Origin of the sequence: Streptomyces collinus Tu 365 (assembly GCF_000444875.1) — a bacterium.
Lineage (GTDB): Bacteria > Actinomycetota > Actinomycetes > Streptomycetales > Streptomycetaceae > Streptomyces > Streptomyces collinus_A.
Window position 1 is genome coordinate 4,427,027 of the sequence record NC_021985.1, and the last position, 24,893, is coordinate 4,451,919.

The window sequence follows — 24,893 nt, forward strand, 5'->3', positions numbered from 1 at the left end:
GGTCGTTACCGAAGGGGTGAGCGCCATGGTGAAGCGTCCCGACTGCCCGCGACCTCCCGGCGCCCCGCGCTGGGTGGCGATGTTCCACCGGGCGTCCGACGGCTCCTGGCGGGTGGCGGCCGAGTCACCCGACAGGGCCCCCGTGCTGTACGCGGTCGGGGACATGGCGCAGACGGTACGCGCACGCGGTGACGAGGTGGCGGTCGCCCTGTGGGGCCCGCGGGACGGTGACTGGCACCGCTTCGAGACCCCGGCGGCCGCGGCCGTCGCGGGTGGCCGCGCGCAGGAACCGGACGACGGGCGCGCACAGGCCCCGGACGGGCGCGCCGGGGAGCCCGTCAAGCTCGCCGAGCGCATGGCGGACCGCCGGCACCAGGTGCTCATGGCCGGACTGAGCAGGGCGGGTCTGTACGACCTCTCCCCCGAGGACGAGCCGGCGGTACGGGCGCTGGTCGAGCGGCTCGACGAGCCCACGGTCCGCCGGGTCGCGCACTGGCTGTCCGCCGCGGCGGCCGGCCGCTGAGCGCCGGGTGACCCGGTTGACGGCACGGCGCACCGGGCAGTGACGTCCTGAAGCCGGTCGGCCGACCGGCGGGCCGCCCACGGGGAGGCCGAGGTCCGGTACGGCTGGAGGACGTATGAAGGTCACCGTCGACCGGGGCGTGTGCTACGGCTCCGCCGAGTGCGCGCACCGGGCGCCGTCCGTGTTCGCCTTCGAGGACGGGTACGGCGTGGTGCGGCCCGGGCGGGCGGACAGCGGGGACGATCCGCGGGTGCGCGAGGCGGCGGAGAAGTGCCCGTCGCAGGCCATCGTGCTCGCCGAATGACCTTGCGGTTCAGATGACTTGGCGGAGTGCTCCTCCGGGTCACGCCCGCGTGACCCGCGCGGGGTAGGACCAGGCGAGGTCCGCCAGTGCCCGTGCCCTGGACTCCGCCACGGCCATGCGGGCGTCCCGCTCGTCCGGGTCCACGTGCGGGGCCTGCCCGGTCATCTGCCCCTCCCACTTGCGGTACAGCAGTCCGGGCTCGGCGCAGAACCAGCCGCGGGAGACCGCGTCCAGGGCGAGCAGCAGACCGGTGTCCTCGGAGGCGGGCAGCGCCATCCAGCCGCCCAGCGCGATCAGCAGGTCCCGGCGGACGAAGAGGGTCGCGGGGTGCACCGGCGCGCGGAACCCGTTCTCCTTCCACCGGCGCAGGACGGACCCGCGCTCGACCGGTCCTTCGGCCGGGTCGCCGGGGAAACCGGCCGTGGAGCCGTCGGGCAGCAGGTCGAGGACCCGGCAGGTGGCCCAGCCGAGCGTGCGGTCGGCCTCCAGCGCGGCCAGGTCGCGGGCGAGCGCGCCGGGGGTGAGCTGGTCGTCGGCGTCCAGGACCTTCACGTACTCGCCGTCGGCGTGCGCCAGCGCGAGGGTGCGGGCGATGCCGGGGCCGCCCGGCCGGCCCTGACGGAAGCTCACCCGCGCGTCGTCCGGGACGTAGGGCCCGACCTCGTCCGTGCGGCCGTCCTCCTGGATCACCCAGTGCCACTCCCAGCCGTCCGGGAGCCACTGCGCGCACAGCGACTTGTGGGCCTCCGGCAGGAAACGCGCGGACGGTGCGTGGACGGCGGTGACTACGGTGATGCGCACCCGGCCAGGCTATGGCCCCGCGAGGAGGCCGACGACCGAGGGTGGTGGGGTTCGGAAAAGCGCGAGACCCCCGGCCGATCCCGGCCGGGGGTCTGTCCGTGTCGACTGATGCGTACGCAAGTCGCCCGTGCTGTCGAGACGGTCGCGGTCCTGCGTGCTGCGCTCCGCTCAGCAGTCGAGCTGTGCGGTGGTCTGGGGGGCCGCGTCCGTCTCCGCCTCGGTCTCGTCGAGGGGGCGGTGCCGGCAGCTGGGGGACTTTCCGTGGGCCTCGGCCCGGATGCGCTGCTTCATCGTGGGGGGAAGGGCCCTGCCGTGGGACCAGGCCCAGTGGTTCATCAACGGGATCGTCGGGGCCGGCTGCGTCTGCGTCTGCGCCTCGGCGCCGGCGCCGGTGGCCGGGGCCTCGGTCTGGGCGGCCGCGGTGGTCGCGGTGGCGAGTCCGAGCGCCGTGCACAGCGCGAGGAAGGCGGTGACGATGGCGGTCCACAGCTGCGCGACCTTGTTGTTCCCGGTCATGACCCCTCACTTTCAGGTTGGGCGATTTGCGTACTTTGTTCATGATGTGTATGGGGGTCGCGAAGTGTGGGACCGACGCCCACGGCGCGGCGATGTTCCGATGAACACCACCCGGATGGGTGCACGACGGTCAGAAAAGCCGCAAAAGCAGGTGAGGACGAGCGAAGGGGGAGAAAGTAACGGTCCGTGGGGGCCCGATCACCCTGTGGCGGCAACCGTCGCCGACCTGGGCTATTGCGCTGTCGGGGGCGGGAGTTGGGGCCCCACGCAGGTCACCGATCGATATCGGTCGGTGTGTATAGTCGGGCGCCAGAGGTCCCCTACGTCAAGGAAAGACGAGGTCGCGCGGTGAAGAAGCTGCTCCTGGTCGCACTGGCCGCCATCGGCGGGCTCCTCGTGTACCGCCAGATCCAGGCGGATCGCGCCGAGCAGGACCTGTGGACGGAGGCGACTGACTCCGTGCCCACGGGTTCGTGAGTACCGATCCAGATTTCGATCAGACCCCGGCCGCCCTCGCGGTCGGGGTTTTGTGTTGTCCGGGCGGCTGCCTCGCGCCCCCTCGTGTTGCCGCTTCCCGACGCGTGGGGTAGGCGCCCGGTGACACGGCCGCCGACGGGGCCGAAGTTTCGGACGGCCGTACGGATTCCCCGGATGGCGCAGGCCGGTCCGGGGCAGGATGGGCCACGGCCGAAGGCGCGGGTACGGAGCGACGGGAGTGGCACGTGCGGGGGCGTGGGACGTGGTGGTGGCGGGGCGGCCGGCCCGGGGGAGCCGTGCGGGCGGCGGTGGTCGCGGCCGTGCTGTGCGCCGTGGCCGCGCTGCCGGGCGCGACCGCGGCCGCCGACGGACCCGCGGCGTACGCCTTCGCCCCGGACGCCGTGCCCGTCACGGGTACGGCGGGCGTCTCGGACGCCCCCCGGCTCGAACCGGGCCGTACCTACCGCGGTTCCCTCCCCGCGAACGGCCGGCTCTTCTACCGGCTCGACCTCGACCGTGCGACCACGGCGTACGTCCCCGTCACCGCCGTACCCCCCGCGCACGCCACCGTGTCCGCCACCGACGGCATCCGTGTCTCGGTCCGGGACGCGCACGGCGGATCGTGCTCGTACGCCGCCGCCCGCTTCGGCGGCGCGCTGAGCCCGCGTCCCGTCACGGCCCTCGGGCAGCGCGAGGCCGGCCGCACGTCGTGCCAGGGCGCGGGGGCGTACTACCTGCTGGTGGAACGCCTGGACTCCGGGAACCCGGGACGCTCGGGCGGCTCCGCCGCGGCGGGTACGGGGCGGCCCTGGGACCTGGAGATCGCCCCCGTCACCGAGCCGCGCCCGGCGCGTGCCGGGCCCACGACCGCGCCGGGGACCTGGGACTCCGCCTCTCCCGAACCCCTGCCCGGTGAGCCCCGGGAGCGGGCCGGCGGCGCCGGGTTCGCCGGGGCCAGGCCACTGGGCCAAGGGGTCTGGCGGTCCCGCATCGTGCCCGGCCAGACCCTCTTCTACGAGGTGCCGCTCGACTGGGGGCGCCGGGTGCACGCCGTGGCCGAGCTGGGCGGTGCCGCCCGAGGGCACGGCTATGTCGTCGGCGCGCTGGACCTCTCGCTCTACAACCCCGTCCGCGGACACGTCGACGACGCCTCCCTCGGCTACACCGGCACCGCGCGGAGCGCCGCGCTCGACCCGATGCCGCCCGTGGAGTACGCCAACCGGTACGCCGTGCCGACCGGCCGGAGCGCGGTGCGCTTCGCCGGCGCGTACTACCTGGTCGTGCACCTCAGCGAGCGGATGACCGACACCTTCGGGTCCGGGCCGTTCACGGTGACCCTGCGGGTGCGGGTCGACGGACAGGCGCACGACGGCCCCGGCTACGCGGGCCGGCCGGTGCCTGCGGGCGTCTTCACGGTCACCGAGCAGGACCGCGCGGCCGCGGCGGCCGGGAGCGCGGGGGGCGACCGCATCGCGATGAAGGCGCTCGCGGCGGGCGGGATCGGCACCGGGACCGCGCTGCTGCTGGTGCTGGGAGTGTGGACGGTGGCCGCCCGGCGGGCTCAGACGCGGGCCAGCGCCCAGAAGCCCACGGCGTAGCAGGCCAGCGCCAGCAGCAGCAGGGGGACGGCCGCCTTGGCCGGCGGGCCCGGGCGGCGGGCCCGGTGGCCCCGCGCGCGGGCCGGTGCGGCCACGGGCGTGGGCGGTGGCGTGGGCGCCGGGGTCCGCGGGTCCTGGGCGGTGTACGAGGCGGTGCCGGTGTCGGCGCGCGGGACGGCCTCCGCTGCCGGGGCCGACGGGGTGGCCGGAGCGGACTGCCGGGCGCCGTACGGCCGGGGGGCCGGGGGTGCCATGGGAGCCATGGGGTTGGTGGGGGGAGTGGCGGGCTGTTCGGCCGCGGGCGGGCCGACGGCCGGGTGGCCCGGCTGGTCGTACCTGTCGTACCCGTCGTACTGGCCGGACTGGCCGGACTGGCCGGACTGGCCGGACTGACCGGACTGACCGGACTGGTCGCCGTGCCGTGGCCGGTTCCCCTCCTGGGCCGGGAGGCGGGGCCGGGGGCTCGGGGTCGGCTGGGGCGGCGGCAGGTGGAAGCTTCCGGTGTCCGACATCGACACGGCCGCCGACGAGGACGTCGGTGAGGAGGGCGCGGAGGGCTCCGGCCCGTCGGTCTCCCCGCGGGGACCGAGGCGGGGATCGACGGTCCCGCCGGAGGGTTCCAGTCGTGCCGCGCCGCCGGTCCCGTCGGTGCCGGTGCCGGTGAGGCCGTGCGTTCCCGCGGGCCGCACCTGTACGCCGGGGGCGCGCTTGAGCGGGCCGTCGGGACCGAACCCGGGCGGCAGCGGGCCGAGCTGGTCGAAGATCTCGATCAGTTCGTCGTCGGGGCCGGGCTCCGGCAGCAGTTCGGCGGCGGCGGCGAGCGCCTTGCGCGCTCCCGTGGCGGTGCGGAACCGGGCGGCCGGATCGGGCTGGAGCAGAGTGGCCACCACCTGCCACAGCGGCTCGGGCACCCCCTTGGGCGGTCCCGGTGTCCCGTGTTCGGTGAAGTACTGGACGAGCGCCTTGGCGTCCGGCTTGGCCCCTTCGAGCAGGTACAGGGCGACCAGGCCCACGGCGAACAGGTCGGCGGGGAAGTCCGGTTCGGAGCCCAGCATCTGCTCGGGCGCGAGATAGCCGGGCGTGCCCACGACGAGGTTGGTCTCGGTCAGCCGGGGCTCGCCGAACCGCATGGCGATGCCGAAGTCCGAGAGCCGCAACCGGGGCCGTGCGGTGCCGGTGGCTTCGAGCAGCACGTTGGCGGGCTTGATGTCCCGGTGCACGACCCCTTCCGCGTGCACCGCGGCGAGACCCGAGAGCAACTGGTCCAGCAGGGTGCACACGAATCCGGGCGGCAGCGGCCCGTAGTCGCCGACGAGGTGGACCAGCGAGCCGCCCCCGACCAGGTCCATCGTGAACAGGACCTTGTCGTCGTCGGCGGCCCAGCTGGCCGGGGCGAGGACATGCGGGTGGTCGATGCGCAGCGCCTGTTCGCGCACGAAGCGCAGCAGTGAGTGGGCGTCGCGCTGCTGGAGCACCTTGGCCGCCACGTACCGGCGGCGCCGGTGGTCCCAGGCACGCCAGACGGCGCCCGCGCCGCCACGTCCGATCGGATCGGCCAGCTCGTACCGGCCGGCGAAGACCTCACCCATGACAGTCCGCCGCTCCTCCCCCTGGGCCCTGTGGCCTCCCCCAGGGCCTGTGGACTTTCCCCTACCCAAGCGGCCCCCGTCCTGCCCCTGCGGGACCGTGCCGCTGCGGCCCGGTTCCCGGACCCCCCTCCGGGCGACCGGGCCGCGGGGTCAGTTCTGGTGGGACTGGTAGTGCGCGACCGCGTCCGAGGTGCGGCCGGCGCCGTAGACCTTCAGGAACTCGGCCAGTTCGGGGTGGCTCGGGGCGAGGCTGTCGGCGGCGTCGATGATGTCACCGGCGGCGGCCACGGACCGCAGCAGCGACTGGATCTCGCGCACCACGCGCTTGACCGTCGGCGCACCCGAACTACTCGTCGTCTGCGTGGTGTTGCTCAGCACTGAGCCCCCCTGGGACTTCTTGATCTCGTCCATGCGGTCGGTGGCCTCCGCCGCACTGACACTGCCGTCCGCGACCTGGGCCGCCAGCTCCTGCAGCAGCTGCACCCGCTGGACCACGGCGGGATTGCCGATCTTCGCGCGCTGGCCGCTCATCAGCTGCGACAGCATGGGAGCCGACAGGCCCAGCACCGCCGCGAGCCGGGCCTGGTTCAGCCCGAGATCGTCGATGAGCTTACGGAAGAGCGCCCCCAACGGCTCCCCGTACCAGTTCCGCTGCAGCTCCCGCGCTCTGGCGGTGGCTTCCTGCTGTGCGGCGTCCATTGCGTCTCCCCATCGCTTCCCCTGAAAAACCGCGGTTCGCTGTAGCGAACCACGTCGAGCATCCTACGGAGAGTGGTCATCCACGGGGACCCCCAATCTTTTTGCGGGATACGGGGGGTGACCCGGTACTCTGGTCTGCGACGCCCTCCGGATCGCGAGATCTTCGGTCGGTGCTTCCCTCCGGGGGCCTTAGCTCAGTTGGTAGAGCGCCGTCTTTGCATGGCGGATGTCAGGGGTTCGACTCCCCTAGGCTCCACATACGAGACCCCCTCTGATCTGCACGAATGCGGTCAGAGGGGGTCTTTTCGCATGCCGGGCCGTGGCTGCCGGGCCCGTGTCGGCACGAGGACGGTCCGCGGGCGGGCACGGCCGCCGCCGGGCCTCAACTCCAGGAGGACGGGGGCCTCATGGCAGGCCGGCCCGTTCATCGGCGGCACGGGCGGAGCCGGTTCCACGTGAAACATGCGGTGGGGCGGACGACCGCAGTCGTCCGCCCCACCGCATGTTTCATACGACGGCCGGTGGCCTCACTCCAGGTCGTCGCGGTTCGCGGCCTCGTCCTCCGCCTGCTTCGCCTGGACCTCCGGGTCCAGGACCGAGCCGCTGCCGTCCACGGAACTCAGACGGCCGGACTCCGGGACCTCCGTCGCGGCCGGCGGCTCCACCAGCCAGTCGGGATTGGCCTGCTTGTCCCACCACTTCCAGATCGCGAAGGCACCGCCGGCCACCAGGCCGACCGCCGTCAGGATCTTCACGGCACGGCCGGTACGGGAGCGCCGCTCGTGCTTGCGGGCCAGCTTCTGGATCTCCCGCGTCGTGACCTGGCCGCGCAGCGCGGCGAGCGCGGCGGCACCGGCGGCCGCGCTCCGCGCCGCGGCCTCGTCCGCCACCGGGGTGGCCGCGGCCACCGCCTGCTCGATCTTCGGACGCGAGTAGTCGGCCGCCTGCCGGGCGGCCTTGCGGGTACGGGCGGCGGCTTCCTGTGCGGCCAGGTCCACCTTCTGCGGCACATGCGCACGAGCCTGTTCAAGGCGTGGGGCGAGCCGGGCGTCGTACTGCTCGCGGGCCTGCTCTGCGGCCTGCGACACCACGGGCGCCAGTCGTACGCGTGCCTCCTGCGCGTAGAACGCGGCACGCTCCTTGGCCGTGTCGGCGTAGGGCGCCACCACTTCCGCGGCGTGCAGCACGCTGTCCCTCGCCGAGCCGGTCGCGGCGCGCACGCTGTCGATGCGGGTCACGGGTTCCTCCTCCTCGGTGGCGTACGGTAATCGACTTTCCACCCTTTTACGGATCATGCCTGTCTGCGGCCCGCGCGGCATGCGAGGGCGGGCATATGGGTGCAACCGGTGCTTCCCGTCGACACTGCCACGGATCGCCGTCGCGCGCCCCCTCACCGGCGGAACTCGCGGCGGCCCGGTTTCAGGGGCCCCGGGCCGTGCGAGGATCGGGACCTCACACGAGGACAACGGAAGGCACACCGTGGGCGAGCAGCTCTACGCCACCCTGAAGACCGATCACGGCGACATCGAGGTCCGGCTGTTTGCGAACCACGCGCCGAAGACGGTCAAGAACTTCGTCGACCTGGCCCAGGGCGAGCGGGAGTGGACGCACCCGGCGACCGGGGTGGTGAGCCACGACAAGCTCTACGACGGCACGGTCTTCCACCGGGTCATCAGCGGCTTCATGATCCAGGGCGGCGACCCGCTGGGCACCGGCATCGGCGGCCCCGGCTACGAGTTCGCGGACGAGTTCCACCCCGACCTGCGTTTCGACCGGCCGTATCTGCTCGCCATGGCCAATGCCGGGCCGGGCACCAACGGCTCCCAGTTCTTCATCACGGTCAGCCCCGCCGTACACCTGAACCGCAAGCACACCATCTTCGGTGAGGTCAGCGACCAGGCCGGCCGGAAGGTCGTGGACGCCATCGCCGCCGTGCCGACGACACTCCCGAACAACCGCCCGGTCAACGACGTGGTCATCGAGACCGTCGTCGTCGAGAAGCGCCAGGGCTGAACACCGCCTCCGCCCGGCGTCCTCCCGGGAACCAAACGCCCCGCTCGTCCGTATGGAGGGGCGGGGCGGGGTAGGTGCCGGGGGACAGGCTCACGACCAGCAAGGGGATCATCCGATGGACCAGGCCGCAGGGAGCACGCAGGACGCCAGGAGCCTGCCCGTGTGCTACCGGCACCCGGACCGCGAGACCGGTGTGCGCTGCACCCGCTGCGAGCGGCCCATCTGCCCCGAGTGCATGGTCAGCGCCTCGGTCGGTTTCCAGTGCCCCGACTGCGTCCGCGGCGGCTCCGGCACCGGGCACGCCCCCACCGCGTCGCAGCCCCGCACGATGGCGGGGGGCACGGTGACGGCGGACCCCCGCCTGGTCACCAAGATCCTCATCGGGATCAACATCGCCGTGTTCATCGCGGTGCAGGCCAAGTCCTCGCTGCTGAACGACCTGGTCCTCATCGGTCAGTGGCCCCCGAAGCCGTACCAGACGACGATGGGCGTCACCCAGGGCGAGTGGTACCGCTTCGTGACGTCGATGTTCACGCACCAGCAGTTCTGGCACATCGGCTTCAACATGCTCAGCCTCTGGTGGATCGGCGGCCCGCTCGAAGCGGCGCTCGGCCGGGTCCGCTACCTGACGCTCTACTTCGTCTCCGGTCTGGCCGGCGGGGCGCTCACGTATCTGCTCGCCGGACCCTCGACGGCATCGCTCGGTGCCTCCGGGGCGATCTTCGGGCTGTTCGGCGCGACCGCGGTGCTGATGCGCCGGCTGAACTACGACATGCGGCCGATCTTCGTCCTGCTGGCGATCAACCTGGCCTTCACCTTCGGGTTCAAGGACATCGCCTGGGAAGCCCACATCGGCGGTCTGGTCGCCGGTGTCATCACGGGGTACGCCATGGTGCACGCCCCGCGGGAGAAGCGCGCCCTGGTCCAGTACGGCACCTGCGCGCTCGTCCTGGCCGTGTCGGTGGTCCTGGTGCTGGTCAGGACCGCTCAGCTCGGCTGACGACCCTCTTTGTCCACAGCGTGTGCCGGATCTTGTGCATACGGTGCGGGCACAGATGCGCCCCCTGCCGCTCGGATGCGTTTCCGCAGGTCGGGCAAGGGGCGAACGGATGTCTCAGAGCCGGTAGGCCAGTCACACCGGCGTCAACGGCCGATGAGTTATCCACAGATCGTAGTCTTTTCCCCAGGAGGGTGTGGACAGAGGGTCTGGCCTGTGGATAACTCAGCGAACAGCCGTGGGCAGAGCTACTTCCACTGCGTGGAGACGCCGAAGCCGGCGGCGATGAAGCCGAAGCCGACCACGATGTTCCAGTTGTCCAGGCTGTCGATCGGCAGCGAGCCGTCGGTGACGTAGAAGACCACGATCCAGGCCAGGCCGATGAGGAACATGGCCAGCATGACCGGCGCGACCCAGGCGCGGTTGGTGAGCCTGATGGCCTGCGCCTGCTTGGCGGGCGGCGGCGTGTAGTCGGCCTTCTTGCGGATACGTGACTTCGGCACGAGGGTCTCTCCTGTCGATGCGCTGCGTGGCCGCGCAGGTAACTGGGTCGGTCCGGGGCAGCGTACAAGGGGACTCTTAGTACTCCCCCGGGCGTCCGTTAGCGTAGTGCTTCCGCGGCGCAGAAGGAGATAAGGGTACGTTGAGCAATTCTGCCGACTCCCCCGGCACGGGATCAACGGGTTCCGGCCCGGCCCGTCGTCTGCGCTTCCGTCCGGTGCGGATTCTCACGGCGGCCGTCTTCGCGCTCGCCGGGCTGATCTTCTTCACCAGCTTCAACACGGCCAAGGGCACGGACATCCGTACGGACTCCTCCCTGCTGAAGCTGTCCGACCTGATCCAGGAGCGCAGCCGCAAGAACAAGGAGCTGGACGAGTCCAACGCGGCCCTGCGCGGCAACGTGGAGTCGCTCGCCGAGAGCGACGACGGCAGCACCAAGGCGCAGGACGAGCGGCTCAGCGGTCTGGAGAAGCGCGCGGGCACCCAGAAGCTCACGGGCCGGGCGGTCACCGTCACCCTGAACGACGCCCCGCCGAACGCGACCGCCAAGCTCCCCGGCTACCCCGAGCCGCAGCCCGACTACCTGGTCATCCACCAGCAGGACCTCCAGGCCGTGGTGAACGCGCTGTGGCAGGGCGGCGCCAAGGGCATCAAGGTCATGGACCAGCGGCTGATCTCCACCAGCGCGGTCCGCTGCGTGGGCAACACGCTGATCCTCCAGGGCCGCGTCTACTCGCCGCCGTACAAGATCACGGCCGTGGGGGACCCGGGCAAGCTGCAGCAGGCGCTCGCCGCGAGCAAGGCGATCCAGACGTACATGGTGTACGTCAACGTCTACGGTCTGGGCTGGAAAGTCACCGACGACGGGCCGGTGACTCTGCCGGGCTACTCGGGCACAGTGGATCTGCACTACGCGAAGCCAGTGGAGTAGCCGGAGCAGCCTTCCCTGTCAGGAGCCGCCGGTGCGCGTGATCGTCAGGACCGTCAGCGAACTGTGCGTCACCATCGGCACCCTGATCGTGCTCTTCGTCGCCTACCTGCTGTTCTGGACCGGCGTCCGGGCGGACGGCGCCATGAACGACCAGATCGACCGACTGCACCGGCAGTGGGCGGCGAGCGGCACCCGCCCCACGGCGCGGGGCTCCGGCACCGCTCCGGCGAGCGCCCCGAAGCCGGTGGCGTACCACTACGGCAGTCCGTTCGCGATCATGTACATCCCCCGCCTCGGTTTCACGTGGAACAAGCCCGTCCTGGAGGGGACCGGCACCGACGTGCTCGAGAAGGGCCTCGCCCACTACGCCGGGACCGCCCGGCTCGGCCAGGAGGGCAACTTCGCGGTCGCCGGCCACCGGCGGACCTACGGCGATCCCTTCAAGGACTTCCCCCGGATGCGGCCGGGCGACGCGGTGGTGCTCACGGACGGTAGGACCTGGTTCACGTATCGGATCGACAAAGGGCCCTACAAAACCGTGCCGACGGACGTTGAGGTGATCGACCCTGTGCCACGTAAGTCGGGGTACACGCGTCCGGGGCGGTATCTGACGCTGACCACGTGCGATCCGGAATGGGGGCACAGTCACCGGCTGATCGTCTGGGCGCACCTGGACTCCACACAGCCTGTGGAGGCAGGCCAACCGAAGGCTCTGCGCCGCTAGTCTGGTGTTGTACGGCGTGAGTCAGGTGCCGTGGTGGAACGGAAGGGACGGCATGTACGGCTGGATCTGGCGGCATCTGCCGGGGAACGCGTGGGTGAAGGCGCTGGTCTCACTCGTCCTCGCCATGGCCGTGATCTACGTGCTCTTCCAGTACGTCTTTCCCTGGGCCGAACCGCTGCTGCCCTTCAACGATGTGACGGTGGACAACCAGTGAGTGCGCGGATTCTCGTCGTGGACAACTACGACAGCTTCGTCTTCAACCTGGTCCAGTACCTGTACCAGCTCGGCGCGGAGTGCGAGGTGCTGCGCAACGACGAGGTGTCGACGGCCCACGCCCAGGACGGCTTCGACGGCGTCCTGCTCTCGCCGGGCCCCGGCGCCCCGGAGCAGGCGGGCGTCTGCGTGGACATGGTCCGCCACTGCGCGGCGACCGGCGTGCCGGTCTTCGGGGTCTGCCTCGGCATGCAGTCGATGCAGGTCGCCTACGGCGGCGTCGTGGACCGCGCGCCCGAGCTGCTGCACGGCAAGACCTCGCTGGTGGAGCACGAGGGCGAGGGTGTCTTCGCCGGCCTGCCGTCGCCCTTCACGGCCACGCGCTACCACTCGCTGGCCGCCGAGCCGGCCACCGTGCCGCCCGAGCTGCGGGTCACGGCCCGTACCCACGACGGCATCATCATGGGCCTGCGCCACCGGGAACTCCCGGTCGAGGGCGTGCAGTTCCACCCCGAGTCGGTGCTGACCGAGCACGGGCACCGAATGCTGGCCAACTGGCTGGTGGAATGCGGCTACCAGGACGCCGTGGCGAGGTCGGCGGGGCTCGCCCCGGTGGTGGGCAGGGCCACGGCGTGACCGCGCTGCGCCCGGAGCGCGAGACCGATACCTCGTACGGGGATCAGTCGTACGGGGCTTCCGGTGCGCAGGCGGACTGGACCGTGGCGGGCGCGGCACCCGGGGAGCCGTACCGGCCGTCCCTGGACGACGAGACCATGGCGCTGCGGATCCCCGGGCCGCCGACAGGCCCCGACGGAGAGCCCCCGAGGCCTTCTCGCGCCGCTTCCGCGTCAGCGGCCACCGGAACCTCACCGGGAGGGCGCGCGGCCCGCAGGAAGGCCGCCAAGCGGCGCGGTGGGCGTCATGGCGGCACCAGGGAGGCGGCGGGTACGGCCGACGCTCCCCGGTCCGGGTCACGGCCGCCGCTGTCGCGGGTGGAGGCCCGGCGTCAGGCGCGGCTGCGCAAGCCGGGTCCGGCCGTGCTCGCCAGCCGGGCGATCGGCGAGGTCTTCATCACCACCGGCGTGCTGATGCTGCTGTTCGTCACCTACCAGCTGTGGTGGACCAACGTCCGCGCGCACGCGCAGGCCGGCAGCGAGACGCACCAGCTCCAGGACGACTGGGCGAGCGGCAAGCGGGCCCCCGGGGTGTTCGAGCCGGGCCAGGGCTTCGCCATCCTGCACATCCCCAAGCTGGACGTGGTGGCGCCGATCGCCGAGGGCGTCGACAACAAGACGGTGCTCGACAAGGGCATGGTCGGCCACTACGGCGCGGGCACGCTGAAGACGGCGATGCCGAGCGCGAAGACCGGCAACTTCGGTCTCGCCGCGCACCGCAACACGCACGGTGAACCGTTCCGGTACATCAACCGGCTCAACCCCGGCGACCCGGTCGTGGTCGAGACGCAGGACACGTACTTCGTGTACAAGGTGACCTCGACGCTGCCGGTGACACCGCCGTCCAACACGAGCGTGCTGAACCCGGTCCCCCGGGGCTCGGGATTCACCGGGCCGGGCCGGTACATCACCCTCACCACGTGCACACCGGAGTTCACCAGCAAGTACCGGCTGATCGTCTGGGGCAAGATGGTCGAGGAACGCCCGCGCGACAAGGGCAAGCCGGACGCGCTCATCGACTAGGGGCTAGAAGGAACTGTGGCAGGGACCGCCGACGACACCGAAGAGCACACGGACGCCTCCGACGCGGAACCCGCCCCGCGCCCCCGGCGCCCCGGACGGATCGCCCTCGCGATCAGCTTCCTCGGAGAACTCCTGATCACGGCGGGGGTGCTGCTCGCCCTCTTCGTCGTCTACTCGCTGTGGTGGACCAACGTGATAGCGGACCGCAAGGCCGACCGGGAGGCCGGCCGGGTCCGCGACCACTGGGCCCAGGCCACCGACTCGGGCCCCGGCGCGCTCGACACCAAGGACGGCATCGGCTTCCTGCACGTCCCGGCGATGCGCAACGGCGAGGTCCTGGTGGAGAAGGGCACGGACACGGACGTCCTGAACGACGGCGTGGCCGGCTACTACACGGACCCCGTCAAGGCGGTCCTGCCCATGAGCGGAAAGAAGGGCAACTTCGCGCTCGCCGCCCACCGAGACGGTCACGGTGCGAAGTTCCACAACATCGACAAGCTGCGCGAGGGCGACCCGATCGTCTTCGAGACGAAGGACGACTGGTACGTCTACAAGGTCTTCTCGATCCTGCCGGAGACCTCGAAGTTCGACGTCAAGGTCCTGTCCGCGGTGCCGGAGGAGTCCGGCAGGAAGCGGCCGGGCCACTACATCACCCTGACGACCTGCACTCCCGTCTACACCTCCCGCTACCGGTACGTGGTGTGGGGCGAACTGGTCCGCGTGCAGAAGGTCGACAGCAGGCGGACCCCGCCGAAGGAACTGGGCTGACGGACATCACGAGGAAGGCCCCTGCCGGACGCTGCCGGCAGGGGCCTTCCTCGTGAGCGCGGGGCCTCAGCCCCCGACGCCACCGAAGATGTTCGGCCCGCCGTTGTCGTTGTTGCCGTTGTTCCCGCCGCCCTGGTCGACGGTGAACAGGGTCACCGTGTCGCCCTGGTTGACGTTGCTGCCCGGGGCCGGGTTGGAGGTGAGGACCACCGCGTTGTCGTCCTGCGCGCCCTGGACGTTCACCTGGAGACCCAGCTGCTCCAGCATCTTGCGGGCGTCCTTCAGCGAGCGGTTCTGCACCTGCGGGACCTGGACCTGCTGCTGGCCCTGCGCCTTGCCGACGTTGATCGCGACCGGCGTGTTCTTGCTGACCTGCTGGCCGGCCGCCGGGGTGGTGTTCTGGACCTTGCCGTCCTGACCGGGGTCGGTGACGGCGACGTCGTTGCAGTTCGCGTTGGGCGCCAGGCCCTTCGACTGGAGGATGGACTTCGCCTCGTCGCAGGACTTGCCGGTGACGTCCGGGACGGAGACCTTCTCCTCCGCCTTGGCCACCGTCAGCGTGATCGTGGTGCCCTTCTCCTTGGACGTGCCGCCCGCCGGGTCCTGGGCGATCACGACGCCCGGGGTCTGGGCGGACACCTCGGTCTTCTTGTCGACCGTGAAGCCCTTGGCCTCGAGCCGGGACTTGGCCTTGTCGAACTGGATGCCCTGCACGTCCGGCACGTCGATCTTCGGGGCGCCCGTGGACACCACGATGTTGATCGTGTCGTTCTTCTTGACGTCCGAGCCGGCCACCGGGTCCTGCGAGCAGACGTTGCCCTTGGGCTGGTTCGCGCACGGCTTGCGGGTGGGCGGCGCCAGCTTCAGGTCCGAGTTGACGGCCATCTTCTGCGCGACGTCGTAACTGTTGCCGACGAAGTTCGGGGCCTTGAAGGTCCCGTCGTCCTTGTTGCCGGTGAACGCCCACTTCCCGATCAGGATCGCGCCGATCAGGACGAGGACACCGGCGACCACCAGGAGGATCGTCGAGGTGTTGTTCTTCTTCTGCTGACGGCGCCGGTCCGGGCGGTCGTCGTAGCCGTAGCCGCCGTCGTCCGGGTTCATCGGCGGGAGCATGGTGGTCGCGCCCGCTCCGGCGTCCGAGCGCAGGGCCGTCGTCGCCTGGTCGTCGGGGTAGCCGCCGTAGCCGACCGCGCCCATGGCGGCGGTCGCCGCGACCGGCTGGCCGTCGAGACAGGCCTCGATGTCGGCACGCATCTCGTCGGCCGACTGGTAGCGGTAGTTCGGGTCCTTGACCAGCGCCTTCAGGACGATGGCGTCCATCTCGGGGGTGATCTCGGGGTCGAAGACGCTGGGCGCCTGCGGCTCCTCGCGGACGTGCTGGTAGGCCACGGCCACCGGGGAGTCGCCCACGAAGGGCGGCCGTACCGTCAGCAGCTCGTAGAGCAGGCAACCCGTCGAATACAGGTCCGAGCGTGCGTCGACCTGCTCGCCCTTCGCCTGCTCCGGCGACAGGTACTGCGCGGTGCCGATGACCGCCGCCGTCTGCGTCATCGTCATGCCGGAGTCGCCCATCGCGCGGGCGATGCCGAAGTCCATCACCTTGACCTGACCGTTGCGGGTCAGCATGACGTTGGCCGGCTTGATGTCGCGGTGGACGATGCCGCTGCGGTGGGCGTACTCCAGACCCTGGAGGATGCCGATCGTCATCTCCATCGCCCGCTCGGGCAGCAGCTTGCGGCCCGAGTGCAGCAGTTCACGGAGCGTGGAGCCGTCGACGTACTCCATCACGATGTACGGGATCGAGACCCCGTCGATGTAGTCCTCGCCCGTGTCGTAGACCGCGACGATCGCGGGATGGTTGAGCGAGGCGGCCGACTGGGCCTCCCGGCGGAAGCGGGCCTGGAAGGACGGATCACGCGCGAGGTCCGCGCGCAGCGTCTTCACCGCCACGGTGCGGCCGAGGCGGGTGTCATGCGCGAGGTAGACCTCCGCCATGCCACCACGACCGAGCACCTGGCCCAGCTCGTACCGGCCGCCGAGGCGACGCGGCTCTTCCATAGCTACCTACCAGCCCTCTCCGTCGGTCTCGGCCGCACACGTCCGTGCGCGGCCGGAGGCTGCCGTCCGGGCCTACCGTACCCGGCTCGCTCTGTGTGACCTGGCCAAGCCCGTAACCCGATACAGGACCGGTATCGCAACGTGCGACGATGTGAAGAGGGCGTGATGGGGGTCACTTCTTGGAATTGATGACAGCCTCCATGACGTTCTTCGCGATCGGCGCGGCCAGGCCGCCACCGGAGATGTCGTCGCGGTTGGCGTTCTCGTCCTCGACCACCACGGCCACGGCGACCGGCGAGCTGCCGTCGCTGAGCTTGGCGTAGGAGATGAACCACGCGTAGGGGTTCGCGCTGTTCGCCACGCCGTGCTGGGCGGTACCGGTCTTGCCGCCTACGGTGACACCGCCGCCGATCTGCGCGTTCTTGCCCGTGCCGTCCTTGACGACGGTCTCCATCATCTGCTGCAGGACCTGCGCGTTCTTCGGCGACAGCGGCCGGCTCAGCTCCTGCGGGTCGGTCGTGGAGACCGGGTCGACGTTGGAGGACTGCAGCTCGTCGACCATGTACGGCTTCATCAGCCGGCCGTCGTTGGCGACGGCCGAGGCCACCATGGCCATCTGCAGCGGGGTGGCCGCGGTGTTGTACTGGCCGATCGAGGACAGCGCGGTCTGCGAGTCGTTCATGTGGTCGGAGAACACCGACGCGTTGGAGCGGACCGGCGTGAACTGCTCGGAGTCGAAGCCGAACTTCTTCGCCTCGGCGAGCATCTTGTCGTTGCCGAGGTCGGCGCCGATCTTGCCGAAGACGGTGTTGCAGGAGATCCGCAGCGCCTCACGCATGCTGACGTTCTTGCAGCGGATGCTGCCTTCGTTCTTCAGCTCGGTGTGCGTGCCCGTCATGATCCACGGCTGCGGCGAGTCGGTCGGCTCGTCCGCCGAGTTGTACTTGCCGTTCTCCAGCGCGGCCGCGGCCGTGACGACCTTGAAGGTCGAGCCCGGCGGGTAGGTCTCGCGCAGCGCCCGGTTCAGCATCGGGTCGGCCGGGTCGTTCTTCTTCTGGAGCTTGTTCCACGCCTTGGCGTCGTCGTTGGTGTTGCCCGCGAACGACGAGGGGTTGTACGACGGGTAGGAGGCCAGCGCCAGGATCTTGCCCGTGGAGGGCTCCAGCGCGACCACCGCGCCCTTGCCGCCCCGGGACTTCAGACCGTCGAACGCCGCCTTCTGAGCGGCCGCGTTGAGCGTGGTGACGACGTTGCCGCCCTGCCTCGGCTTGCCCGTGATCATGTCGAGCGTGTTGCGGAAGAAGAGCCGGTCGTCGTTGCCGGTGAGGATGCCGTCGTTGAGCTTCTCCAACTGGCTGCCGTCGAAGGCCTGCGAGGAGTAACCGGTGACCGGGGCCCACATGGGCCCGTTCTTGTAGGTGCGCTTGTACTTGAAGTCACCGCTCTTGGACTCGACGGAACCGGTTATCGGGTTGCCGTCGACGATGATGTCGCCGCGCGGGTTCGCGTACCGCTCGATGGCGACCCGGCGGTTGTCCTTTTCACTGCTCAGCTGGTCGGCCCTGACGTACTGCAGGTAGTTGTCACGGATCAGCAGGGCGAGGACGAGCAGACCGCAGAAGATCGCGATCCGGCGCAGGGGCTTGTTCATGACGGTCGGACCACCTGGGTCATCTCGGCGTCGGGGTTGGTCGCGGGGGTGGGCGCCGGGCGGCGGGCGGTGTCGCTGATGCGGATGAGAATCGCGATCAGCGCCCAGTTGGCCAGCACGGAGGAACCACCCGAGGCCAGGAACGGCATCGTCATACCGGTCAGCGGGATGAGACCCATCACACCGCCGGCGACCACGAAGACCTGGAGGGCGAAGGCGCCGGACAGGCCGATGGCGAGCAGCTTGCCGAAGGGGTCACGGGCGGCGAGGGCGGTGCGCACACCGCGCTCCACGATCAGGCCGTAGATCAGCAGGATCGCCATGATGCCCGCGAGGCCGAGCTCCTCACCGAAGGTCGCGAGGACGAAGTCGGAGTTGGCGGCGAACTTGATCAGGTCCGAGTGGCCCTGTCCCCAGCCGGTGCCGAGGGTGCCGCCGGAGCCGAACGCCCACAGGGACTGCTGGAGCTGGTCGGAGTGGAGGATGCCGTCGTGGGTGACCTGGCGGCTGAGCTGGTACTCGCGCATCGGGTCGAGCCAGGCCTGCACACGCGTCTGGATGTGCGGCTCGAAGCTCGCCACGCCGACGGCGCCGACCGCGGACATCAGCAGACCGAAGACGATCCAGCTGGTCCGCTCGGTGGCGACGTACAGCATGATGACGAACATTCCGAAGAACAGCAGCGAGGTGCCGAGGTCGGTCTCGAAGACGAGGATGAGGATCGAGATCGCCCAGACCACCACGATCGGGCCGAGGTCGCGGCCGCGCGGCAGGTACAGGCCCATGAAGCGGCGACTGGCCAGGGCCAGGGCGTCGCGCTTCACCATCAGGTAGCCGGCGAAGAAGATCGCCAGGATGATCTTGGCGAACTCACCGGGCTGGAGCGAGCCGAGACCGGGGATCCTGATCCAGATCTTGGCGCCGTAGATGTTGGCGCCGAGGCCCGGCACCAGCGGCAGGATCAGCAGGATCAGCGCGCCGAACATCGAGATGTAGGTGTACCGCTGCAGGACGCGGTGGTCCTTCAGGAAGATCAGCACCACGGCGAACACGGCGATGGCCAGGGCGGTGTACAGCAGCTGCCTGGGCGCGGCCGCGGAGAAGTGGGGCAGCGACTGGAGCAGCTTCGACTGGTCGAGGCGCCAGATGACCACCAGACCGAGCCCGTTGAGCAGGGTCGCCAGCGGCAGCAGCAGCGGGTCGGCGTACGGCGCGAACTTGCGCACCGCGAGGTGGGCGACGCCGGCCAGCAGCGCGAGACCGAGGCCGTAGCTCAGCAGACCGGTGGGCACCTGGTCGTCGATGGCCAGACCCACGTTGGCGTAGGCGAACACCGGGATGACCACGGCGAACACCAGCAGAGCCAGCTCGGTGTTGCGTCGGCTCGGTGCGCCGATCGCGCCGATCGTGGAGGTGTGGTGCGTCGGCGTATTCGAAGTACTGCTCATCGTGTGACAGGGCCCCTCACGGCGTGCTCACTGCTTGCCGCACTGATCGACGACCTTCTGCTCATCCTCGGAGAGGCTCGGGCCGGGGTTGGGAGTGGCGGTCGCGGTCGGGCTCGGGGACTTCGAAGGCGACTTCGAGGAGCCCGAGGCCGACGGGTTCGGCGTCGGTGATGCCTTGGACGTGAGGGAGGTACGGGTGGTTCCCGTGGTGCTCCCGGTCTTGCCCTGGCTCGCCTTGGCGTTGTGCCCGCTGTCCGCGGCGGCGCGTTCCGCCTGCTTGCGGCACGCGGAGGCCTGCACGGTCAGCGCCTGGATCTTCGCCTGCGCCTGCTGCAGGCCGCCCGCCGCGATCGTGTTCTTGACCTGCTTCTGCTGGTAGGGCGGCAGGTACTTGAGTTCGATCTCGGGGTGGTCCTGCTGCACCTTCGACAGCGACACCCAGGCCAGGTCCTGGCTGATGCCGCGGTACAGCGCGACGTGCTCGCCGCTGGTGCCGACGTAGTACTGCGTCTGCGTCCAGCGGTAACCGCCGTACAGTCCGCCGCCGATCACCGCCAGGGCGAGGACGCCGTACACCGATCTCTTCAGCCACCTGCGGTTCTTGCGGGGCTTGGTGAAGTCCTCGTCGGTGTAGTCGCCGAAGCTGCCGGCGGGCGCGTAGCCGGTGCTGTCGCCGGAGCCGGGCGGGCCGAACTCGCCGCCGCCCTGCCCGTGGCCCTGGCGGCCGAGGTGGGAGGCGCGGCCGGCCGGCGTCTGCATGATGCCGTTGTCGTGCAGGTGGTGCTGGTTCTCGGCGACGGCGCCGACCACGACCGGGGTGTCGGACAGCTGTCCGGCGAGGGTGTCACCGGTGTCCAGGTCGAGCACGTCCGCGACGATCACGGTGATGTTGTCCGGGCCGCCGCCGCGCAGCGCGAGCTGGATCAGCTCCTGCACGGTCTCCTGGGGGCCCTGGTAGCTGGCGAGGGTCTCCTCCATCGTCTGGTGGGAGACGACGCCGGACAGGCCGTCGGAGCAGATCAGGTAGCGGTCGCCGGCCCGCACCTCGCGGATCGAGAGGTCGGGCTCGACGTGGTCGCCGCTGCCCAGCGCGCGCATCAGCAGGGAGCGCTGCGGATGGGTGGTGGCCTCTTCCTCGGTGATCCGGCCCTCGTCCACGAGCCGCTGCACCCAGGTGTGGTCCTGGGTGATCTGGGTCAGCACCCCGTCGCGCAGCAGGTAGGCGCGGGAGTCGCCGACGTGCACGAGGCCGAGCCGCTGACCGGTCCACAGCAGGGCGGTGAGCGTGGTGCCCATGCCCTCGAGCTGGGGGTCCTCCTCGACCATGGAGCGCAGCTGGTCGTTGGCGCGCTGCACGGCGACGCCGAGCGAGGTCAGGATGTCGGAGCCGGGCACGTCGTCGTCGAGCGTGACCAGGGTGGAGATGACCTCGGAGGAGGCGACCTCGCCGGCCGCCTGGCCGCCCATGCCGTCGGCGATGGCGAGCAGGCGCGGACCGGCGTAACCGGAGTCCTCGTTGCCCTCCCGGATCATGCCCTTGTGCGATCCGGCGGCGAAGCGCAGTGACAGACTCATGCGCACCTCGCCCGTCGGCTCCGGGTACAGCCGGTCGTGTCGAGCCACACTGCCCACCCTCCGGTCGGGAGCGCGCCGCAGACCGGGGTGCGGCCTGCCGCTGCGTGCTCGCTCCGCTCGCGCTCACTCATGACGTAGCACTACTTCCGCAGCTCGATGACGGTTTTGCCGATGCGGATCGGCGCGCCCAGCGGGATCGGTGTGGGGGTCGTCAGCCGGGACCGGTCCAGGTAGGTGCCGTTGGTGGAGCCGAGGTCCTCGACGATCCACTGACCGTCGCGGTCCGGGTAGATCCTGGCATGCCGGCTGGAGGCGTAGTCGTCGTCCAGCACGATCGTGGAGTCGTGGGCCCGGCCCAGGGTGACGGTCTGGCCCTGCAGCGCGACGGTGGTGCCGGTCAGTGTGCCTTCGGTCACCACGAGCTTGCTGGGGGCGTTGCGGCGCTGCCGCCCGCCGCCCTGCTGCCCGCGCTGGGGCGGAGGCGCGGCCTGCTGCTGCCGCGCGGCCTGCTGCGGCCGTGCCGCCTCCCGGCGCGCTCCGCGCTGGGTGACGCGCGTACCGAACAGGTCGCTTCGGATGACCTGCACGGCCACGATCACGAACAGCCACAGTACGGCCAGGAAACCCAGCCGCATGACCGTGAGGGTCAGCTCTGACATTGCCCCCGCTTCACCCTTCGGCTTGCCGGTAAATGATGGTGGTGCTGCCCACGACGATCCGCGAGCCGTCGCGGAGCGTAGCGCGGGTGGTGTGCTGCCCGTCCACCACGATGCCGTTGGTGGAGCCGAGATCCTGGATCGTCGAGGGCGTTCCGGTCCGGATCTCGCAGTGCCGGCGGGAGACGCCGGGGTCGTCGATCCGCACGTCGGCCTCGGTGCTGCGGCCCAGCACCAGCGTCGCGCGGGAGATCTGGTGGCGGGTGCCGTTGATCTCGATCCAGTAGCGGGTGCGTCCGCCGCTCATCGGAGCGGCGGCGGGCCGCTGGGTGGCGGGCTGCGGGTAACCGTAGCCGCCGGGCCGGGCGCCGGGGGGCGGCGCGGCCGGCATGGGGGGCGCTCCGGCGGGCGCGGCGGGCGGGTAGCCCGGGCCGCCGCCCTGGCCGGGCCGGCCGGCGGGGGGCGCCGCGGGGGCGCTCTGCTGGCTGGCGGAGGAGGCGAGGGTGCGCGAGCGCACCCGGTACAGACCCGTGTCGAGGTCCTCGGCCTTCTCCAGGTTGACCTTGATCGGCCCCATGAAGGTGTAGCGCTGCTGCTTGGCGTAGTCGCGCACCATGCCGGCCAGCTCGTCGCCGAGCTGTCCGGAGTAGGGGCTGAGGCGCTCGAAGTCGGGCGCGCTCAGCTCCACGATGAAGTCGTTCGGCACGACCGTGCGTTCGCGGTTCCAGATGGTCGCGTTGTTGTCGCACTCCCGCTGGAGCGCTCCGGCGATCTCCACGGGCTGGACCTCGGACTTGAAGACCTTGGCGAAGGTGCCGTTGACCAGACCTTCGAGACGCTGCTCGAACTTCTTCAGGACTCCCATGGGGCACCTCCTCCGTCGTTCCCGCTCTGTCTTGCCCTGCTCCGTGCCGGCGTGCCGGCCGGTACCGCTCACTGATCGTATCTACGCGCCCGGCAATCAGCCGGTTCCCCCAGCGGCTCCCCTTCGAACTCCTCCGGCACATGGATCGTAGAGGCGCCTCACGACCAGTGTCCCGCACCCGGCTGTGCACCCGACCCGCTGTAGGGGGAGATGGCCGTGACCGGTACGAGGTTGATACGTGAACAGGCACTGCTCGATACGCCGGTGGCGCCGGGGGGCGGGGGCGGGCGGCCCGTAAGGGATGTGAACCCACCCCGTACGACGTGCTAATGTTCTGGATGTCGGAAGGGGCCAGCCCGCAAGGGCCGGGAACGGAAGACACACCCAATGCGCGGGTGGCGGAATAGGCAGACGCGCTGGATTCAGGTTCCAGTGCCCGCAAGGGCGTGGGGGTTCAACTCCCCCCTCGCGCACACAGTGGCTACGGGCCCATCGTGAAGACGATGGGCCCGTAGTCGTTTTGGCGCGTCCGTCACGTGAGGAAGCTCTCAGGGGTCGTGCCGGCGCTCGCCGGCACGTGGCGAGGGGCGGGCGCCCGGATCGTGGCGCTTGTCACGGCGGCCGGATGCGGTCGGGGCGGTGGGCGCGGGCGGTCGCTGTGACCGCGATCACGCTCCATGGTGCGGGGTGGCGAGGGTGACCCGGGTCACCGACTTCTCCTCAGGTGCCGAGTTGTCCACAGGGTCTGACGGGTTTCGGTCACCGGCTGTACGGTCTGCACGAGTTGGGCTTCGGCCCGGCGTTCGTGCCAGTACGTGTTCGGGGGAGGCGGTCGTGATGACCGGAGCCGGTGTGGTGGAAGTGACGGAGCCGGGCGGGCGGACGGTGGCTCCTCGGCTGCCCCGGGTGCGGGGGTTCGCCGCGTGGCCGCCGCAGGGGTCGCCCAAGAAGGAGGGCAAGGCGCTCCGGACGAGCGTGCCGCGCGACGCCCACCGCACGCTCGAAGCGGACGGCTCCCGTCCGGGCGCCGTCGCCGCGGTGGAGGAGTCCAACGCCGGCCGCATCCCCGAGCTGACGCCGATCCGGGTGGGACGGATGGCGGCCACCCCCTTCGCCTTCCTGCGCGGCTCGGCCGGCCTCATGGCCCATGACCTGGCGCGCACCCCGGCCACCGGGATCACCACCCAGATCTGCGGCGACGCGCACGCGGCCAACTTCGGTCTCTACGGCGACGCGCGCGGCGGCCTGGTCATCGACCTCAACGACTTCGACGAGACCGTGCACGGCCCCTGGGAGTGGGACCTGAAGCGGCTCGCCGCCTCGCTGGTGCTGTCCGGGCGGGAGGCGGGCGCCGACGAGGACACGTGCCGCCAGGCGGCCCAGGACGCCGTGGGCGCCTACCGGCGCACCATGCGGCTGCTGGCCAAGCTGCCGGTGCTGGACGCCTGGAACGCCATCGCGGACGAGCGGCTGGTCTCCCACGCCGACGCCCACGACCTGCTGGGCACGCTGGAGCGGGTCTCGGAGAAGGCCCGCGCCAACACCAGCGGCCGCTTCGCGGCGAAGTCCACGGAGGAGACCGTCGACGGCGGCCGCCGCTTCGTCGACGCGTCCCCGGTCCTGCGCCGCATACCCGACGCCGAGGCCGCGGCGGTGGCCGCGTCCCTGGAGCCGTACGTGGCCACGCTGTCCGAGGACCGCCCGCCGCTGCTGGCCCGGCACGCGGTGCACGACGTGGCCTTCCGGGTCGTCGGCACCGGCAGTGTCGGCACCCGGTCCTACGTGGTGCTGCTCCTCGACCACCGGGGCGAGCCGCTGGTGCTCCAGGTGAAGGAGGCCCGGCCCTCCGCACTCGTCCCGCACCTGGCCACGGCCGGTTTCGCCACGGCGCCGGTGGAGCACGAGGGGCGCCGGGTCGTCCTCGGCCAGAAGCGGATGCAGGTGGTCAGCGACATCCTGCTGGGCTGGACCACGGTCGACGGGCGGCCCTACCAGGTCCGCCAGTTCCGCAACCGCAAGGGCAGCGTCGACCCGGCCGCGCTCGCCGCCGACCAGGTCGACGACTACGGCCGGATGACCGGGGCCCTGCTCGCCCGCGCCCACGCGCACAGCGCCGACCCGCGTCTGATCGCCGGCTACTGCGGCAAGAACGAGGAGCTGGACGAGGCGATGGCCGACTTCGCCGTGGCCTACGCCGACCGCACCGAGGCGGACCACGCGGACCTGGTCGCCGCGGTGCGCTCGGGACGGATCGCGGCCGAGATGGGGGTGTGACGCGGGGGGCGG

Annotated in this window: 25 protein-coding genes and 2 tRNA genes; 15 read left to right on the top strand and 12 right to left on the bottom strand. The window is 71.0% G+C overall.

All coding sequences use genetic code 11. The annotated features are described in order from the left end of the window. Nucleotides 1-25 precede the first annotated feature (25 nt). Nucleotides 26-523: a hypothetical protein gene (locus B446_RS19300; RefSeq protein ID WP_020941118.1), complete on the top strand. Its 498-nt coding sequence runs from the start codon at nt 26-28 to the stop codon at nt 521-523. Nucleotides 524-638: 115 nt separating this feature from the next. After that, complete coding sequence (locus B446_RS19305) at nt 639-827, top strand: ferredoxin (RefSeq protein ID WP_020941119.1); 189 nt, start codon at nt 639-641, stop codon at nt 825-827. A gap of 39 nt (nt 828-866) precedes the next feature. Here the strand turns inward: B446_RS19305 and B446_RS19310 are convergent, their stop codons facing one another. Both B446_RS19310 and B446_RS19315 read right to left on the bottom strand, forming a co-directional pair. Then, entirely contained in the window at nt 867-1,628 is a 762-nt protein-coding gene (locus tag B446_RS19310) for a glycosyltransferase family 2 protein (RefSeq protein WP_020941120.1), read from the bottom strand. A gap of 168 nt (nt 1,629-1,796) precedes the next feature. Further along, complete coding sequence (locus tag B446_RS19315) at nt 1,797-2,144, bottom strand: DUF6344 domain-containing protein (protein ID WP_020941121.1); 348 nt, start codon at nt 2,142-2,144, stop codon at nt 1,797-1,799. A 348-nt stretch (nt 2,145-2,492) separates the two neighbouring features. Between B446_RS19315 and B446_RS40305 the strand changes: the two genes are divergently transcribed. Both B446_RS40305 and B446_RS19320 read left to right on the top strand, forming a co-directional pair. Further along, nucleotides 2,493-2,621, top strand: a complete 129-nt coding sequence (locus tag B446_RS40305) for a DLW-39 family protein (RefSeq protein ID WP_003999697.1) — start codon at nt 2,493-2,495, stop codon at nt 2,619-2,621. 296 nt (nt 2,622-2,917) lie between these two features. Further along, on the top strand, nt 2,918-4,219 hold the full coding sequence (locus tag B446_RS19320; protein ID WP_020941122.1) for a hypothetical protein: 1,302 nt from the start codon (nt 2,918-2,920) through the stop codon (nt 4,217-4,219). Here the strand turns inward: B446_RS19320 and B446_RS19325 are convergent. Beyond that, entirely contained in the window at nt 4,183-5,808 is a 1,626-nt protein-coding gene (locus B446_RS19325; RefSeq protein WP_020941123.1) for a serine/threonine-protein kinase, read from the bottom strand. The two genes, B446_RS19320 and B446_RS19325, sit on opposite strands and share 37 nt — an antisense overlap. 150 nt (nt 5,809-5,958) lie before the next feature. Continuing rightward, nucleotides 5,959-6,507 carry a helix-turn-helix domain-containing protein gene (locus tag B446_RS19330; RefSeq protein ID WP_020941124.1) on the bottom strand — a complete coding sequence of 183 codons (549 nt, stop codon included), beginning with the start codon at nt 6,505-6,507 and terminating at the stop codon, nt 5,959-5,961. A gap of 183 nt (nt 6,508-6,690) precedes the next feature. On the opposite strand from B446_RS19330, the gene B446_RS19335 reads away from it, so the two are divergent. Further along, nucleotides 6,691-6,763, top strand: a tRNA-Ala gene (locus tag B446_RS19335). 271 nt (nt 6,764-7,034) lie between these two features. On the opposite strand, the gene B446_RS19340 is transcribed toward B446_RS19335, so the two are convergent. Further along, nucleotides 7,035-7,745 (bottom strand): DUF5324 family protein, encoded by a 711-nt coding sequence (locus B446_RS19340; protein ID WP_020941125.1) that lies wholly within the window; start codon nt 7,743-7,745, stop codon nt 7,035-7,037. Between the two features lie 241 nt (nt 7,746-7,986). On the opposite strand from B446_RS19340, the gene B446_RS19345 reads away from it, so the two are divergent. Together B446_RS19345 and B446_RS19350 are read left to right on the top strand one after the other, a co-directional pair. Further along, the gene (locus tag B446_RS19345) at nt 7,987-8,520 is read left to right on the top strand and encodes a peptidylprolyl isomerase (RefSeq protein WP_020941126.1); all 534 of its coding nucleotides are present in this window, start codon (nt 7,987-7,989) and stop codon (nt 8,518-8,520) included. Between the two features lie 115 nt (nt 8,521-8,635). Next, complete coding sequence (locus tag B446_RS19350; protein ID WP_043476006.1) at nt 8,636-9,520, top strand: rhomboid family intramembrane serine protease; 885 nt, start codon at nt 8,636-8,638, stop codon at nt 9,518-9,520. A gap of 245 nt (nt 9,521-9,765) precedes the next feature. Here B446_RS19350 and crgA read toward each other — a convergent pair whose 3' ends face one another. After that, nucleotides 9,766-10,020, bottom strand: a complete 255-nt coding sequence (gene crgA, locus B446_RS19355) for a cell division protein CrgA (protein WP_020941128.1) — start codon at nt 10,018-10,020, stop codon at nt 9,766-9,768. A gap of 140 nt (nt 10,021-10,160) precedes the next feature. On the opposite strand from crgA, the gene B446_RS19360 reads away from it, so the two are divergent. Genes B446_RS19360 through B446_RS19385 form a run of 6 tightly spaced genes read left to right on the top strand, consistent with a single transcriptional unit; the run spans nt 10,161 to nt 14,351 of the window. Then, entirely contained in the window at nt 10,161-10,949 is a 789-nt protein-coding gene (locus B446_RS19360) for a DUF881 domain-containing protein (protein WP_043476009.1), read from the top strand. A gap of 31 nt (nt 10,950-10,980) precedes the next feature. Next, nucleotides 10,981-11,673, top strand: a complete 693-nt coding sequence (locus B446_RS19365; RefSeq protein ID WP_020941130.1) for a class E sortase — start codon at nt 10,981-10,983, stop codon at nt 11,671-11,673. 16 nt (nt 11,674-11,689) lie between these two features. Then, complete coding sequence (locus B446_RS37185) at nt 11,690-11,887, top strand: hypothetical protein (RefSeq protein ID WP_193384561.1); 198 nt, start codon at nt 11,690-11,692, stop codon at nt 11,885-11,887. After that, complete coding sequence (locus B446_RS19375; RefSeq protein ID WP_020941132.1) at nt 11,884-12,522, top strand: aminodeoxychorismate/anthranilate synthase component II; 639 nt, start codon at nt 11,884-11,886, stop codon at nt 12,520-12,522. The genes B446_RS37185 and B446_RS19375 overlap by 4 nt, the downstream gene beginning before the upstream one ends. Continuing rightward, nucleotides 12,519-13,583, top strand: a complete 1,065-nt coding sequence (locus tag B446_RS37190; protein WP_043476012.1) for a class E sortase — start codon at nt 12,519-12,521, stop codon at nt 13,581-13,583. The genes B446_RS19375 and B446_RS37190 overlap by 4 nt, the downstream gene beginning before the upstream one ends. Before the next feature lie 15 nt (nt 13,584-13,598). Continuing rightward, nucleotides 13,599-14,351 carry a class E sortase gene (locus B446_RS19385; protein WP_020941134.1) on the top strand — a complete coding sequence of 251 codons (753 nt, stop codon included), beginning with the start codon at nt 13,599-13,601 and terminating at the stop codon, nt 14,349-14,351. 66 nt (nt 14,352-14,417) lie between these two features. On the opposite strand, the gene pknB is transcribed toward B446_RS19385, so the two are convergent. From pknB to B446_RS19415, 6 genes are all read right to left on the bottom strand, one after another. Then, nucleotides 14,418-16,412, bottom strand: coding sequence for a Stk1 family PASTA domain-containing Ser/Thr kinase (gene pknB / locus B446_RS19390; RefSeq protein WP_020941135.1), 1,995 nt, complete (start codon nt 16,410-16,412; stop codon nt 14,418-14,420). Between the two features lie 172 nt (nt 16,413-16,584). Then, nucleotides 16,585-18,063, bottom strand: coding sequence for a penicillin-binding transpeptidase domain-containing protein (locus tag B446_RS19395; protein WP_020941136.1), 1,479 nt, complete (start codon nt 18,061-18,063; stop codon nt 16,585-16,587). Further along, nucleotides 18,060-19,511 carry an FtsW/RodA/SpoVE family cell cycle protein gene (locus B446_RS19400; protein WP_020941137.1) on the bottom strand — a complete coding sequence of 484 codons (1,452 nt, stop codon included), beginning with the start codon at nt 19,509-19,511 and terminating at the stop codon, nt 18,060-18,062. Before B446_RS19400 ends, B446_RS19395 begins: the two co-directional genes overlap by 4 nt. A gap of 27 nt (nt 19,512-19,538) precedes the next feature. Next, the gene (locus B446_RS19405) at nt 19,539-21,086 is read right to left on the bottom strand and encodes a Stp1/IreP family PP2C-type Ser/Thr phosphatase (RefSeq protein WP_193384545.1); all 1,548 of its coding nucleotides are present in this window, start codon (nt 21,084-21,086) and stop codon (nt 19,539-19,541) included. Nucleotides 21,087-21,226: 140 nt separating this feature from the next. Beyond that, nucleotides 21,227-21,745 carry an FHA domain-containing protein FhaB/FipA gene (locus B446_RS19410; RefSeq protein ID WP_020941139.1) on the bottom strand — a complete coding sequence of 173 codons (519 nt, stop codon included), beginning with the start codon at nt 21,743-21,745 and terminating at the stop codon, nt 21,227-21,229. 10 nt (nt 21,746-21,755) lie between these two features. Further along, nucleotides 21,756-22,607 (bottom strand): FhaA domain-containing protein, encoded by an 852-nt coding sequence (locus tag B446_RS19415; RefSeq protein WP_020941140.1) that lies wholly within the window; start codon nt 22,605-22,607, stop codon nt 21,756-21,758. Nucleotides 22,608-22,996: 389 nt separating this feature from the next. Here B446_RS19415 and B446_RS19420 point away from each other — a divergent pair. Both B446_RS19420 and B446_RS19425 read left to right on the top strand, forming a co-directional pair. Next, a tRNA-Leu gene (locus B446_RS19420) sits at nt 22,997-23,080 on the top strand. 364 nt (nt 23,081-23,444) lie between these two features. Further along, a complete protein-coding gene (locus tag B446_RS19425; RefSeq protein WP_020941141.1) occupies nt 23,445-24,881 on the top strand; it encodes a DUF2252 domain-containing protein in 1,437 nt (478 codons plus the stop codon). The last annotated feature ends 12 nt before the right edge of the window (nt 24,882-24,893 follow it).

Coding starts and splice junctions, on each gene's coding strand:
- B446_RS19300 (WP_020941118.1), top strand. CDS start 26: ATGGTGAAGCGTCCCGACTGCCCGCGACCTCCCGGCGCCCCGCGCTGG.
- B446_RS19305 (WP_020941119.1), top strand. CDS start 639: ATGAAGGTCACCGTCGACCGGGGCGTGTGCTACGGCTCCGCCGAGTGC.
- B446_RS19315 (WP_020941121.1), bottom strand. CDS start 2,144: ATGACCGGGAACAACAAGGTCGCGCAGCTGTGGACCGCCATCGTCACC.
- B446_RS19325 (WP_020941123.1), bottom strand. CDS start 5,808: ATGGGTGAGGTCTTCGCCGGCCGGTACGAGCTGGCCGATCCGATCGGA.
- B446_RS19330 (WP_020941124.1), bottom strand. CDS start 6,507: ATGGACGCCGCACAGCAGGAAGCCACCGCCAGAGCGCGGGAGCTGCAG.
- B446_RS19350 (WP_043476006.1), top strand. CDS start 8,636: ATGGACCAGGCCGCAGGGAGCACGCAGGACGCCAGGAGCCTGCCCGTG.
- pknB (WP_020941135.1), bottom strand. CDS start 16,412: ATGGAAGAGCCGCGTCGCCTCGGCGGCCGGTACGAGCTGGGCCAGGTG.
- B446_RS19395 (WP_020941136.1), bottom strand. CDS start 18,063: ATGAACAAGCCCCTGCGCCGGATCGCGATCTTCTGCGGTCTGCTCGTC.
- B446_RS19400 (WP_020941137.1), bottom strand. CDS start 19,511: ATGAGCAGTACTTCGAATACGCCGACGCACCACACCTCCACGATCGGC.
- B446_RS19405 (WP_193384545.1), bottom strand. CDS start 21,086: ATGAGTCTGTCACTGCGCTTCGCCGCCGGATCGCACAAGGGCATGATC.
- B446_RS19410 (WP_020941139.1), bottom strand. CDS start 21,745: ATGTCAGAGCTGACCCTCACGGTCATGCGGCTGGGTTTCCTGGCCGTA.
- B446_RS19415 (WP_020941140.1), bottom strand. CDS start 22,607: ATGGGAGTCCTGAAGAAGTTCGAGCAGCGTCTCGAAGGTCTGGTCAAC.
- B446_RS19425 (WP_020941141.1), top strand. CDS start 23,445: ATGACCGGAGCCGGTGTGGTGGAAGTGACGGAGCCGGGCGGGCGGACG.